The organism is Plantibacter sp. Mn2098 (genome assembly GCF_049319745.1).
Lineage (GTDB): Bacteria > Actinomycetota > Actinomycetes > Actinomycetales > Microbacteriaceae > Plantibacter.
The window spans coordinates 312,242-326,239 of record NZ_JBMOUH010000001.1 but is presented as its reverse complement, the minus strand read 5'-3'; the positions used below and the strand labels follow the sequence as shown (position 1 = coordinate 326,239).

Sequence of the window (13,998 nt, the reverse complement as noted above, 5' to 3'; positions counted from 1 at the left end):
ACTCGTTCCGTGGGGTCGGTTCAGGCCAGTGGTGCTTCCCGGGAGGGATCGACGCCGATCCCCCCGGTGAAGAATCGGGGGTTGGGGACGTGGACCCAGGCGCCGTTCTGGGCGATCGACAGCTCGGAGAGCATCCCGGGCAGGGTCATGTCGAGTGCGGCGTAGACATCGATCTCCGGCGTGGTGCCCGCGAGGATCGATTCGATGAAGTCGCGCACCGGCCAGGCATCGGATCCCCAGTGGGTGTCCTTGGATCCCGGCTGGTTGTAGCGGCTCGGCAGGTAGAGGTCCGCGAACTTCTCGAGCGGCTCCCACACGCCGTTCGGGGATGTTCCGTTGAGGTAGACGACGGCTTCGGAGTTGGGCGTCCTGGCTGCTTCGTAGGCGCCGCCCGTCCCCTGCACGGCGTAGTACGCGTAGAGCTCCGGCCGGTTGGAGAGCAGGTCAAAGCGGAGCCGGAGCAGTCGTCCCTTGAGGGTGCGGGCGAGCAGGATCGTGGTGTCCTGGAGTTCGTGCTCCGGGTCCGTGTGGCGGCCCGTGCCGACGCAGCTGACCGAGACGACCCGGTCGTCGAACCACTGAAGGAGCGGGCCGAGGCTGTGGGTGGGGTAGGTGATCCCGTCGCGGCCGACCTGCCAGTAGTATCGCCAGGTCTTCTCGCCGGTGGGGGTCGTGTGCCACGTCTTCATCTCGTGGAGGTACTCGCCCTCCCCGTAGTACAGGTCGCCGAGCGCGCCCTCCCTGACCATTTCGCGGACGATGAGGTTCTCGCGGATGTAGCCGTAGTTCTCGGACATCATGTACTGCGCCTTCGAGCCGCGGACGGCTGCGACGAGCGCGTTGGCCTGCTCCATGCTGACGGCGGCCGGGACCTCGCTCAGCACGTGGATGTCGCGGGCGAGCGCTGCGACGGCCTGCGGCGTGTGGTGCTGCTGCGGCGAGGCGAGGATCACCAGGTCGACCCGGTCGAGCAGTTCTTCGAAGCTCTCGCAGATGAACTCGACCTCGTTGGCGGCCGCGAACGCCTCACGGGCGGACGGGATCGGGTCGTACACGGCGACGAGTTCGGCGCGGTGGGCCTCCTCACGGAGACCGGCGATGAAGCCGCCTCCACGGACGGCTCCGGCGATGCCGACTCTGAGCTTGGGGTGCTCGGTCACGGTGGGGTCCTTTCGGGTGGGCGTGGTGCGGGGGTTGGTGCGGGGCGGTCGAGCGGTGGATCAGCGCTTGGGGGCGAAGAGCGTGGGGAACAACGCGGACCAGGCGCTGCGCTCCTCGTCGGAACGGTAGGTGGGGACGAACCCGAGGCGGAGGTAGGTGACGACGGCCGGGGCTCGGAAGTCGTCCGTTTCTAGGACGGTGGTCGAGAGTCCCCGGTCGCCGAACCCCTGCATGCACCGGACGGTGAGCGCTGCGCCGACCCGGCGTCCGCGCGCCCGGTTGAGGACGCCGACGTAGTGCACGTATCCGGCGTCCGGGTAAGTGTCCGGCATGATCCGCTCGGAGGCGACGCCCAGCACACCCTGCTCGTCCTCGACGACCCAGGTGACCGGGACGTCCGATGCGTCGGAGAATTCGGCGCGCACCCGAGCCGTGTCCCATTCCTCTTCGAAGCTCTCGGCGAGCACCGCGGCGATGGCTGCCTCATCGGCCTCAGTCGCCGCACGCAGCACCAGGCCGTCGGCGAGCGGCGCCTGGACCACCGCGGAAAGCGGCCCTGGGTGGGTCATGAACAGCTGCGTCACTGGTGCCTCCTTTGGCTCGACCGGATGTGTTCGGTCGGTTGAGTGTATGGAGGGTTTCGGAAAAAGAAAACGGTGTTCTGCCTTCACGAACAGTTCTGGCATCGTGTGCAGCATCGTTCGGCCTACGCGAACACATTTCGTCGATTCGGAACTGCTGTTTAGTCTCTGACTGTGCCGACGACGTCTCCCCAGCAACCCGCATCCCCGCCCCGCTACGCACTCCCCGGTTGGACCGGGCGCCTCGGCGTGGCCAGAAGCGACATAACCGCGCCCGTCGGGATCCGCATGCGCAACTGGGGCTACGGCGACGCCGACCTCAGCACGGGCGTGCACGATGCGCTCACGCTGACCGTGCTGGCGCTGGATGCAGCGGGGGCACGTGAGTCCGCAGGGACAAGCGATTCCGCGGGGGCAAGCGATTCCGCGGGGGCAAGCGATTCCGCGGGGTCGGGCGATGCTGTGCCGGATGTCTCCCTCGTCATCACGGCCGATCTCGGCTGGTGGCGCACGATGGAGGACGAGCGGCAGGTGCGCGGGGCCGTCCTCGCGGCGACGGGCCTCGCATCGGATCGGGTCCTGCTGCACCTCACCCACACCCACGCAGGGCCCTCGATCTGCCGCGAGGACGCGGACCTGCCGGGCGGCGGATTCGTCCCCGGCTACCTCGACGCCCTCGCGGACGCCGCAGCCGACGCGGCCGTCCGGGCCATCGCCGATCTGCAGGACGCCGACCTCGTGTGGAGCACCGGCACCCACACCCTCGCGGCCGTGCGTGATCTGCTCCACGACGGCCAGGCGCTCCTCGGCTTCGACCCGGAACAGGCGCCTGACCAGACCCTCGTGGTCGGCCGGGCGAGCCGCGCCGACGGCACCGTGCTGGCCACCATCGTGAACTACGCGTGCCACCCCACCACCCTCGGGTACGCCAACAGCCACCTCTCCCCCGATTACGTCGGTCCGATGCGAGCCGTCGTCGAGGCCGCGACCGATGCACCGTGCCTGTTCCTGCAGGGAGCCAGCGGCGAACTCGGGCCCCGCCAGCAGTACAGCGGCGAGCTCGATCTCGCGGACCGGCACGGCGCATCGCTCGGCCACGCGGTGCTCGGGGTCCTGCTCACGATGCCGCAGCCCGGCACGGCGCTCGTCCTCGACGACGTCATCCAGTCCGGCGCCCCGCTCGCGATCTGGGATCCGACGCCGACCACCTGGGACCGCACGAGCGGACTGATCCACCGCGAGGTGCCGGTCGCCGTGAAATCGCTTCCACCGATCGAGGAGCTGGAACGCGAGTGGGCGGACATCGATCCGCGGAGTCGGGCCGAACGGCTGCGGCGCGCGACGAGGCTGCGCCGCACCTACACCGACATGGATCGGCCGGTGCATCCGCTGTGGGCCTGGCGTTTCGGCGATGCCGTCTTCGTGGCGCACCCCGGTGAGGCGTACTCGGCGCTGCAGTCGAGTCTGCGGGCGCGCTTCCCATCCGCCACCATTGTGGTGATGAACCTCACGAACGGGCCGGGCTGGGTCTACCTGCCGCCGGAGCACGCCTACCGAGAAGACCGGTATCAGGCGTGGCAGACGGTGCTGGAAGCCGGCTCCCTGGAGCGACTCATCGCGGCGGCCGGCGAGGCCGTCATCGACCTCGGGTTCGTCCCGGCCGGAGAGGATTCCCTGTGACCGACGTGGACGATGCGAACGGAGCCGCGGCGTCCACCGGGCTGCGATCGAGCGCCTGGTTCGACGGCGACGACGAGGTCGCGCTCGCGCACCGCGTCGCCGTGCGGATGGGCGGCGGTGAGATCGAGCAGGGTCAGCGGCGTCCCATCGTCGCCGTCATCGACACGTCCAGCGATGCGAACCCGTGCAACCTGCCGCTCCGCGAGCTCGCGGAGCACGTCCGCCGCGGCGTTTCGGAAGCCGGCGGGACAGCGATGGTCATGCCGGCGATGTCGCTCGGCGAAGACCTCATGAAGCCGAGCGCGATGCTCTACCGCAATCTCCTCTCGATGGAGGTCGAGGAGTTGCTGCGCGCCAATCCGATCGACGGAGTCGTCCTCCTCACCAACTGCGACAAGACGACTCCCGGTGCGCTGATGGGTGCGATCAGCTCCGATCTGCCGACCATCCAGATCGTCGGCGGCAACCGGCCTGCACCGATCTTCGACGGGCGGGAACTCGGCACGGGGACCGACCTCTGGCGCGAGATGGACCGCTATCGCAGCGGCGAGATCGACAACGCAGAATGGCGCCGGTTCGAGGCGTGCTACGCCTGCGGAACCGGCTCCTGCAACACCGCAGGCACCGCATCGTCGATGGCGATGGTGGTCGAAGCGCTCGGCTTCACCCTGCCTGGCGCGTCGACCGTGCAGGCCGGGCAGGGCCCCAGCCGGGACCTCTCCTACGAGACGGGCAAGCGCATCGTCGGGATGATCGATGAGGGCCTCACACCGTCTCGGATCCTGTCGCCGGCGTCGTTCCGGAACGCGGCACGCATCCTGCAGTCGGTCGGCGGATCCACCAACGCGGTCATCCACCTGGCGGCGATCGCCGGGCGGGCCGGGATCGAGTTCGGGCCGGCCGAGGTCCAGGCTGCCGGAGCCGAGGTGCCGGTCATCGCCGATGTGCAGCCGTGCGGCAGCGGGCTCATGCGCGAGCTCGATCGGGCCGGCGGCGTCCCATCGCTCGTGTTCGAGCTGGGCGAGGTCATCGAAGGCGAACCGCTCACCTGCACCGGGCGTCCGCTGTCGGCTGCCGCCCGCGCCCCGCTCGCGGACAACGAACGCACGAGGGCGATCCGTGAGGTCTCCGACCCCGTCGTCGCGGGGCCGGCGATCCGCGCAGTGTCGGGAACGCTCGCTCCGGGGACCGCCGTGTTGAAAGCTGCGGCGTCCGATCCTCGGTTGTGGAAGCATCGTGGCCCCGCGCTCGTGTTCCACGGCTACGAGGAGATGCGGGAGCGCACGCAGGACCTCGACCTCGACGTCACGGCCGACCACATCCTGGTGCTGAGCGGGTGCGGGCCGGTCGGTGTGCCCGGCATGCCGGAGTGGGGCATGATCCCGATCCCGCGCCGACTCCTGGAGCAGGGCGTGACCGACATGGTGCGGATCAGCGATGCGCGGATGAGCGGGACGAGCTTCGGGACCGTGTTCCTGCACGTCTCACCGGAGGGCGCCGTCGGCGGGCCGATCGCGCTCGTGCGTGATGGCGACATGATCAGCGTCGACGTGGAGGCCGGGATCCTGGACCTGGAGGTGTCGCCGGAAGAGCTCGAACGACGCCGCGCCGAGTGGACGCCGCCCGTGTCAGAGCACGTGCGCGGGTGGCCGATGCTCTACCAGCGTCATGTGGAGCAGGCCGACCGGGGCGCCGACCTCGACTTCCTGACGGCGCCGACCCCGGCACATCGGCGTCGCATCGATCCCGTCGTCGGTCGTTCCTGACCCGTCCGTCCCTGACCCGTCCATCCCCGACCCGTTCGTCCCTGACCCGTTCGTCCCTGACCCGTTCGTCCCCGACTCGTTCGTCCCTGACCCGTTCGCAATTCAGGAGAGCCCTCGGCGTGTCGCCCCAAGACGCGTCGAAGGGTCGCAACACGCCGGGGCCCGTCCTGAGTTGTGAACGAGTGCAGAGTGCGGACGCACCCGACCGTGGGGTCAGCCGTGGACGACGGTGCGGCCCTCGAAGGCGCGACCGAGGGTGACCTCGTCGGCGTACTCGAGGTCGCCACCGACGGGCAGCCCGGATGCGAGACGGGTCACGCGGATCTCGAGGGTGATGAGCAGGCGGCTGAGGTACGTCGCCGTCGCCTCGCCCTCCAGGTTCGGGTCGGTCGCGATGATGACCTCCTGCACCGTCCCGTCGGCGAGCCGCTGCATCAGCTGGCGGATGCGGAGATCGTCAGGACCGACGCCGTCGATCGGGCTGATCGCGCCACCGAGGACGTGGTACAGCCCCCGGAATTCGCGGGTCCGCTCGATCGCGACGACGTCCTTCGGCTCCTCGACGACACAGATCAGCGTCGCGTTCCGGCGCGGATCGCGGCACACCACGCAGAGGTTCTCCTCGGTGATGTTGCCGCAGATCTCACAGAACCGGACCTTCTCGCGAACCACGCTCAACAGCTCCGCGAGCTTGGACACGTCGAACGTCTCCGTCTGCAGGATATGGAACGCAATTCGTTGCGCGGACTTCGGTCCGATGCCGGGGAGCCGGCCGAATTCGTCGATCAGGTCTTGGACGATGCCTTCGTACATGGTGGTGTCTACCGCTCAGTTGGTCGGGTGCGCGGCTGGTGCGGCTGCTCCTCGATGAAGGTGGCCCCGAGGAGTTCCCGGACGACGCTCTCGCCGTACCGGTTGTCGCCCGCGGGGTGAGATGCCGATGGCGCGACCGGCGCGCGGCGCGGCGGCTGGGTTGGCGCTGGGGCTGGGGCTGCCGACGACTGCGCCGCATCCGCCTGCTGGGTGGTCCCTGCCGCTGCAGCCGAGGACGATGCGAGCTGCGGCTCTGCCGGGCCGGAGGGAGCCCATCCGTCGTTCGTCGGTGCGGTGGCTGGCGCCTGCGCTGCTCCCTGGGGCGCGCGCTGGGCGGGGCCTGCGGATGGTTCGAACACGGGGTCCGGGTACGGCGGCTCGTCGTCCGGGGGTGGCGCGTCGTCGTCCGACGGCTCAGAGGCCGGGATCGGGACGACGTCCCAGGTGACCGTGCGGGAACCGAGCGCGTCGGCGTTGCTCGGTCCTCGCGCCGGCGCGGGGGCCGATGCCGGAGCGGTGCGTGTGGGAGCCGCATTGCGCTGCGGAGCTTGGGCCGCCGGTGCCGATGCGGCCGGACGGGTCGACGCAGCGGACGGAGCAGTGGCGGGAGCAACGACCGGAGCCGATGCGGGAGCCTGGGCCACCGGCGGCGCCTGAACGGACGATTGCGTCGGCGCGGATTCGGAGGCGTTCGGCGTCGCGGCCGGCGCGGTAGCGATGGCTGAAGCAGGTGCCTCGGCGACCGGAGCGACGGGCGCGACCGGAGCCGACGCCTGCGGGACAGCCGGAGCCGGGGCGACGGGCGCGGAGGACCCGCCGGGACCGGACGGCCCGGATGGTCCGGATGGTCCGGAGGAGCCGCTCGGGCCGGAGGGGCCGTCATCGCCGCCCGCGACCTTGGCGATGTACTTCACCCGCACGCCGAGGACATCGAAGACCGCGGTGCGCAGCACCTCCGCGACACCGGTGCCCGGCGCGTGACGGGCCTTGAAGTCGTTGACGTCGCGGGTGCTCGCGAACGTGAGGGTCAGCACCTCGTCCTCGGTGAACCCGACGGGCTGTGTGTTGATGACGACCATCCACGCCTTGCGATCGGCCTTCTCGACCTTCGCGACGACCTCAGGCCACGCATCCTTCACGAGCTGGAGCGTGACGGGGCCGACGCGCGGGGCGCGGACCGGCTCCGAGGCAGGTGGGGTTGTGGGGGCGTGCCCTTCGACACGCTCAGGGACCGGAGCGGCGGCGGCCGATGCTTGCGCTGCTTGCCCTTCGACAGGCTCAGGGACCGGGGGTGATACGGCAGGCGACGAAGTCGGCGCGGATGACGCAGCAGCAGGCGCAGAAGCAGCAGGTGCGTGTGCGACCGGCACTCCCCCATCGACACCGATGCGACGCTCCAGCCGCTCGACCCTGACCAACGCGCCCCGCGCGGAGTCGTCTGCGCCCGGCACGAGGATCCGCGCCATCATGAGCTCCAGGTGCAGACGCGGGGACGTCGCACCCGTCATCTGCGTGAGTGCCGCGTTGACGACATCGGCGGTCCTGGAGAGCTCCGCGATGCCGAACGCGCGCGCCTGGCCGAGCATCTTGTCCAGCTCGTCCTGCGGGAGCCCGCGCAGCACGGCAGCGGCGTTCTCCCCGGTGGCGGCGACGACGATGAGGTCACGGAGGCGTTCGAGGAGGTCGTCGACGAAGCGGCGCGGGTCCTGGCCGGTCTGGATGACGCGATCGACCGTGCCGAAGGCCGCCGAGGAATCGCGGGCCGCGAGGGCGTCGATCACCTCGTCGAGCAGTGCCGTGTGGGTGTAGCCGAGGAGTGCGACGGCCCGCTCGTAGTCGACGGAGTCGCCCTCCGAACCCGCCATCAGCTGATCGAGCAGCGACAGCGTGTCACGCGCCGAACCGCCGCCTGCGCGCACAACGAGCGGCAGGACGCCAGCCTCGACCGTGACGCTCTCGCTCGTGCAGAGCTGCTGGACGTAGTCGAGCATCTGTGCCGGCGGGATGAGGCGGAAGGGATAGTGGTGCGTCCGTGACCGGATGGTGCCGATGACCTTGTCCGGCTCCGTGGTCGCGAAGATGAACTTCACGTGCTCCGGCGGCTCCTCCACGATCTTCAGCAGCGCGTTGAAGCCCTGCGGCGTGACCATGTGCGCCTCGTCGAGGATGAAGATCTTGTAGCGGTCGCGGGCTGGCGCGAAGATGGCGCGTTCCCGGAGGTCGCGGGCGTCATCGACACCGTTGTGGCTGGCGGCGTCGATCTCGACGACGTCGAGCGATCCGGCGCCGTCGCGGGACAGGTCTACACAGCTGTCGCACACACCGCATGGCGTGTCCGTCGGGCCCTCAGCACAGTTGAGGCAGCGCGCCAGGATGCGTGCGGACGTCGTCTTGCCGCAGCCGCGAGGGCCGCTGAAGAGGTACGCGTGATTGACGCGATTGGTGCGCAGCGCCGTCATGAGGGGATCGGTCACCTGCGACTGACCGATCATCTCGGCGAACGTCTCGGGCCGATACCGGCGATACAGAGCTGTGACCACGACTCAATGGTAGCCGTCCCCTCCGACACGCACCTCCGGCCCCTGGATTCTCCGCGAGGGGAGGCACTTCGTCACTCCGACGCGCGCGGAACGACGATACGCCTCGCCTCGCGGGAAATCGGTGAGCGGATGCGGGGCGCCCGCGAGCGCGACGACGCGACTGTGCCGCGACTAGGGCGCGAGCGACGGGACCGGCAACCGGAAGGTGTGCTCGAGCGCCGACCGGGCGGCGTGGAAGCCCGGCATGCCGTGGACGCCCATGCCGGGGGCCGCGGAGCTCGAGCACAGGTAGATGCCGGCGGCCGGTGTGCGCCAGGGGTCCGGGCCGATGACGGGACGCCGCAGCATCTGCGCCAGGGACGGCTCGCCACCCGAGATGTCGCCGCCGATGTCGTTCGGGTTCTCGCGTTCCACCTCCGCCGCCGACCGACTGGCGGACGCGATGATCGTGTCCCGGAATCCGGGAGCGAACCGCTCGATCTGCGCGATGATCGCCTCCGACATGTCGACGGTCGACCCCTTCGGCACGTGGCAGTACGCCCACACGGTGTGCTTGCCGGCCGGCGCGCGCGACGCATCGAACACCGACGGCTGCGCGAGCAGCACGTACGGCCGCTCGGCATGACGCCCCGCGACGACCTCGTTCTCGGCGAAGGCGACCTCCGCAGCCGTGCCGCCGAGATGCACGGTCGGCGCCTGGAGCAGTTCGTCGTTCGTCCACGGCACGGGTGCCGAGACCGCGAAATCGACCTTGAACACGGCGTTCCCGTATCGGAACCGACGCAGCGTCTCCGCGTACCGATCAGGCAATCGGGTCCCGACCGCGCGCACCAGATCCCGGGGAGACGTGTCGAACAGCACGGCGGCCGCGATGGGGAGCTCCCCGAGCGATTCGACCCGATGCCCCGTCACCACACGTCCGCCGTGCGCTTCGAGATCACGGACCATCGCATCGGCCAACGATTGCGCCCCGCCGACCGGCATCGGCCACCCGCCGGCGTGTGCAGTGGTGGCGAGGACGAGGCCGGCCGCCGCAGCGGGGAGCCCGGGAAGACGCGTGATCGTGTGCGCCATCACGCCGGCGAGCATGCCCGGCGCGACCGTTCCGGAGAAGCGTGAGACCCAGGCCGGCGATGCGGTCAGGAGGGAACGCAGGCCGAACGGGATCGCTTCGAAGAGTCGCTTCGGGACCGGGAGCATGGGGGTGAACGTGAAGTCTGAGATCGCGTCGATGCTGTCGACGAGCGGCCGGAACAGACGGTCCCAGTGGGCGCCGTCGACCCCGAGCGATGCCACGGTGCGATCGAGGTCGCGATACGCAATGCCGGCCCGACCTCGATCCTGCGGGTGCGCGTACGAGGCGACGGGGGTGACGTAGTCGACGCGTTCGAGGGCGTGCCAAGCGCGGAAGAACGGTGAGGTGAGCACCATCGGATGGATGGCGGAACACACGTCGTGCAGGAACCCCGGCTCCGTGAGTTCCAGGGTCCGGATGCCGCCGCCGATCGTGTCTGCGGCCTCGTGCACCTCGACGTCGAGTCCGGCTCGCGCCAGTGTCACGGCAGCAGCAAGGCCGTTCGGACCACTTCCCACGACCACGGCATCGACCACGTCCCCACCCTATCCGCACGCTCGCATCCGCCCCGCCCGACCCGCCAGCCCGCTGCCCGCGAACTGTCAGTCGTGGCTGCTCTGACGGCCTGAAAACCGCCACAACTGACAGCTCGCGAGCTGTCAGTAGTGGCTGCTCTGACGAGCTGGAAACCGCCACAAGTGACAGCTCGCGAGCTGTCGGTCGTGGCTGGTCTGGCGGGCTGGGAACCGCCACGAGTGACAGTTCGCGGGCAGAGACGGGGCGGATGGGCGACACGACAAAGCGGCCCCGACCGCGAGGTCGGGGCCGCTTCGAACGAGCAGCTGATCAGGGAATGATCAGGCGATCGTCGATCCACGCTGGCGGCGGACCAGCAGCAGGACGGCGACGAGCGCGATACCGAGTGCAACAGCACCGACGGCAGCCCAGATCACAATGACGGGGGTAGCGAAACCGGTGTCGGCGAGGCCGCTGCCGGAACCGGCTGCACCACCGGCGCTGCCGGATCCGCCCGAGCCGTTGCCGGAACCACCGTCGGCCGGGGTGACCGAGAGGCTCGCCGTTCCGACGTTGCCGGAGGTCTGACCGGTTGCGGTGAGCGTGTAGGTGCCGGTCGCGTCAGCGGGGAGCGTCACGCTCACCGAGACGGAGCCGCCACCTGTAGCGCTCTTCGTGATGGAGACGGAGGCTGCCTTGAAGACGGCCAGCGTGGCGGTTCCTGAACCGGTGACAGTGAAGGACACCGTCTCGCCCGGGGTGAAGGAGCCGTCCGCGAAGCCGACCGACGTGGTGCCACCGGGAACCGGTGCACCGCCGACGGAGACGTTTCCGGCCGGCACGTAGCCGGCGGCGTTCGCGGTGAGTGGAGCGATGAAGAGGCCGGCGACGACAAGCGCCAAGACAGCCAGAATTTTTTTCAACATAAGAGGATCCCCAAAAGCTGTAGTAATGCATGGGCCGTTCGGAGCCCGCCGTTCCGCCTGAGGTGAGCGGATGTGTCACTCACTTTAGGGGGTAGTCACAGCGAATTTCCACCGGTTTTGTTTCGCTCGTGTGAACTCCTGGTGTTGAATCGACGCCGAGAACCTCTGATCCATGCGGATTTCCAAGGGTTGCGATGTCGATCTGCGTAGTTTGCCCTGGTTTAATCTCCACCTCGAAATGGGTGACGGGGTACCCCCCATCCGATGCCGTCTGCGGGGCGAGAGGCGCGCCATCTCGCGTCGCGCTCTGGTAGATCGACCCCTGCGGCGCGTACACGCTGACGGTCACGCGGATGTCTCCGGGGGTGACTCCGTAGGTGCCGCCTCCCGTGACGTATGTGCTCAAGGACTGCGCCGCATCGGCCGGGGCTGTATTGCGCAATGTGACGTTCAGACCGATGAGCGGACGGCCGTCCTCGCGGCATTGCTGCTGCCCGATCGAGTAGTCAGCGTGGAGGTAGTAACCCATCTTGCTGCCGGTCGCGTCGTTGACGTAGACGCCGAATCGGGTGGCGTCCGCGTTGCTCGCGGGGAGGTCGCCTGTGAGGGTCGTGCCGCCCAGCAAGCCTTGTTCGGCGATGTCGGCGCTCCACACCAGGACGCGATGCTCCGAGCCGGCCTTCGTCAGCGCCGCGAGCAGCGCCTCCGGCTTGAAATCACCGGACGCCACCCGGTTGAACACGGCTTCGGCGGCCGCGGCGAAGTAGACGTTCTGCGCTGCGGGGTCGGGGAATCGCGCGTAGACGTCGCTCAGGAGCGTGGATACGGCGTTGTCGGCGTTCAGCACCGTGCCGTCCTCGAGTGTGACCGGTCCGGTCGCGCCGAGGAGGTACCCGAGTGCGACGGGGTCGATCGACAGGACGCCGTTGACCTCGGTGCCGAAGCGCTGGTGCCACATCTCGCGGGCGAGCTCTGCACTCAGCGGGAACCGGGGCGTGAGGTTGACGTCCTGCAGGTATTTCCCGGTGATGTCGCCGTAGATGCCGCGCGTCTCGAGCGGCAGCGGCAGCACCGGTTCGGGGAATTCCTTGAAGTCCGATGTCGACGCCTGCTGCAGCATCGAGACCTTGCCCTTGTCGGTCCCGATGAGCGCGACGGCGCCCGGGTTGCCGCCGGTGGCACGGGGTTCGGCGTTGTTCTGGAAGAGCACGAGGTAGTTCCGGGGACCATCGGCGCCGAGCATGATCGGCAGGAGGTCCGCCGCGCGACGGGCAGCATCCACGGTCGCCGATGCCTCGGCGACCACGGGCCGCATCTGCTCGACCGCGTGCGCGACCACACCGAGGGTCTGCGCCGTGTCGAGCTCTTTGAGGCGACTGTTGGCGCTTTCGAGCACGTCGTCCGCGACGCGGATCTCCGGCTGCGCGTCGATGAGGGGCTGGACGTCGATGACGCCGCCGACGGGCTTGAACTGCGCCGGCGTCAGCTTCCCGGCGAGATGCACGAGCGGGGTGACCGCACCGGTCGCGATCTGGTCGGTCGATGCGGCGATGCCGCGCACGGCCACGAGATTGGGGCGGACGAACGGGACCAGCTCGAACACACGCCAGACCGGGTCGCCCGTGAGCGATGCGGCGGCTGCGGCGTGGGTGCGGAGGCCGGCTGCAGAGCGGTCCGCTGCGGCGAGATCACCGCCGACCACCTGGGTCTTGACGGCCTTGGCCAGTGGCACGGCCTGCTCCAGCTCGCCCTTGGCGAGGACCGCGCGGATGCCGACCCAGGCCGTCGCGGCCACCAGGATCGCGAGCACACCGACGACGCTCCACACGATGATCCGCTTGCGACGCCTCGCGCGGCGGCCGCGACGCGACTTCGACGAGGACGAGCGAGACGACGAGGACGAACGCGACGACGACGAGCGAGAGGACGACGAACGCGACGACGAAACACGGGAGGCGGGCGAGTCTGAAGACGACTCGTCACCGGTCGACGACGGAGCGCCTGTCGACGGTTCGACGGGGGGCTCGTCGGTTGCTGGGGTCGGCATGGGCGCTATTCAACCACGGCGACCGGGCCGCCTCCCGCGCGCGCACCGATCGACCGATGCCAACCGACAGCGGTCAGCCGACCGGTTTCAGCGCGGAGATCCAGACCACGACGAACACGGATCCGTTGAACACGATGTGCGCGATGATCGCTCCGCCGAGTCGTCCGGTGGCCGCGGCGAGCGCACCGACACCGAGCCCGAGCACCAGCGTGGAGCAGCCGACCGTGATCGCTTCGGCCGGCGAACCGGCCCCGATCAGGTGCACCAGCGCGAACGCGAGGCCAGCGACGCCGACGGCGGCGATCCGCACGGTGCGTGCCGACACGCCTCGCACCACAAGCACACCGGCGGTCCCCCGCAGCACCACGCCGCGGAAGAACAGCTCTTCGATCACCGGCGCGATGGCGACACTCGCGATCGTCGTCCACACGAGCGGCGCGAGCATCGTCCACACGCCGCTCGGCCCGCCGTCGGACACGACGACCGGACCGCCGACACTCAGCACGCGCCCGTTCACGATCACTTCGATGAGCACGGCGACGCAGCGCGCGAGCAGCCCAACGACCAATCCCCAGAACAGGTCGAGGGGCCGGAAACCGAATCCGAGATCCCGCCGAAGCGACCCGGAACCGAAGCGCCAGACCGCCAGGACGATGACGGCGAGCAGCGGAATCCAGACCGCGAGATACCCGACGACGGGCAGCAACGGCACGGCGCCTCGCGCGGCGCCGGCATCGACGAGCCCAACGAGCACAGCGGCGAGGACGACCCCGACGGCCGCAGCCAGGAGCCAGATCACTGGTCGTTTCGTCTGCGGATCGCTCGCCTCGTTCACGGGAGCAAAGCTACGGCATCGGTTTCGTCCGTGTACTCCACCGATGAACCACTTTCAC

Annotated in this window: 10 protein-coding genes; 2 read left to right on the top strand and 8 right to left on the bottom strand. The window is 69.4% G+C overall.

The features are described 5' to 3' along the window. Positions 1-20: 20 nt before the first annotated feature. Together ACL9RL_RS01440 and ACL9RL_RS01435 are read right to left on the bottom strand one after the other, a co-directional pair. Complete coding sequence (locus ACL9RL_RS01440; RefSeq protein WP_422778430.1) at positions 21-1,160, bottom strand: Gfo/Idh/MocA family protein; 1,140 nt, start codon at positions 1,158-1,160, stop codon at positions 21-23. 60 nt (positions 1,161-1,220) lie between these two features. Further along, the gene (locus ACL9RL_RS01435) at positions 1,221-1,745 is read right to left on the bottom strand and encodes a GNAT family N-acetyltransferase (RefSeq protein ID WP_422778429.1); all 525 of its coding nucleotides are present in this window, start codon (positions 1,743-1,745) and stop codon (positions 1,221-1,223) included. A 285-nt stretch (positions 1,746-2,030) separates the two neighbouring features. On the opposite strand from ACL9RL_RS01435, the gene ACL9RL_RS01430 reads away from it, so the two are divergent. Then, entirely contained in the window at positions 2,031-3,422 is a 1,392-nt protein-coding gene (locus ACL9RL_RS01430; protein WP_422778428.1) for a hypothetical protein, read from the top strand. Beyond that, a complete protein-coding gene (locus ACL9RL_RS01425; protein WP_422778427.1) occupies positions 3,419-5,188 on the top strand; it encodes a dihydroxy-acid dehydratase in 1,770 nt (589 codons plus the stop codon). Before ACL9RL_RS01430 ends, ACL9RL_RS01425 begins: the two co-directional genes overlap by 4 nt. Positions 5,189-5,401: 213 nt before the next feature. Here ACL9RL_RS01425 and recR read toward each other — a convergent pair whose 3' ends face one another. The 6 genes from recR to ACL9RL_RS01395 form a co-directional block, all read right to left on the bottom strand. Then, positions 5,402-6,001, bottom strand: coding sequence for a recombination mediator RecR (recR, locus tag ACL9RL_RS01420; RefSeq protein WP_422778426.1), 600 nt, complete (start codon positions 5,999-6,001; stop codon positions 5,402-5,404). An 8-nt stretch (positions 6,002-6,009) separates the two neighbouring features. Next, positions 6,010-8,541, bottom strand: a complete 2,532-nt coding sequence (locus ACL9RL_RS01415; protein WP_422778425.1) for a DNA polymerase III subunit gamma and tau — start codon at positions 8,539-8,541, stop codon at positions 6,010-6,012. A 171-nt stretch (positions 8,542-8,712) separates the two neighbouring features. Further along, positions 8,713-10,152, bottom strand: coding sequence for a phytoene desaturase family protein (locus ACL9RL_RS01410; protein WP_422778424.1), 1,440 nt, complete (start codon positions 10,150-10,152; stop codon positions 8,713-8,715). Positions 10,153-10,473: 321 nt separating this feature from the next. Continuing rightward, positions 10,474-11,034, bottom strand: coding sequence for a sortase (locus ACL9RL_RS01405; protein WP_422778423.1), 561 nt, complete (start codon positions 11,032-11,034; stop codon positions 10,474-10,476). A 103-nt stretch (positions 11,035-11,137) separates the two neighbouring features. Then, positions 11,138-12,886 (bottom strand): DUF4012 domain-containing protein, encoded by a 1,749-nt coding sequence (locus ACL9RL_RS01400; protein ID WP_422778422.1) that lies wholly within the window; start codon positions 12,884-12,886, stop codon positions 11,138-11,140. A 292-nt stretch (positions 12,887-13,178) separates the two neighbouring features. After that, entirely contained in the window at positions 13,179-13,940 is a 762-nt protein-coding gene (locus ACL9RL_RS01395; RefSeq protein WP_422778421.1) for a lysostaphin resistance A-like protein, read from the bottom strand. Positions 13,941-13,998: the final 58 nt, after the last annotated feature.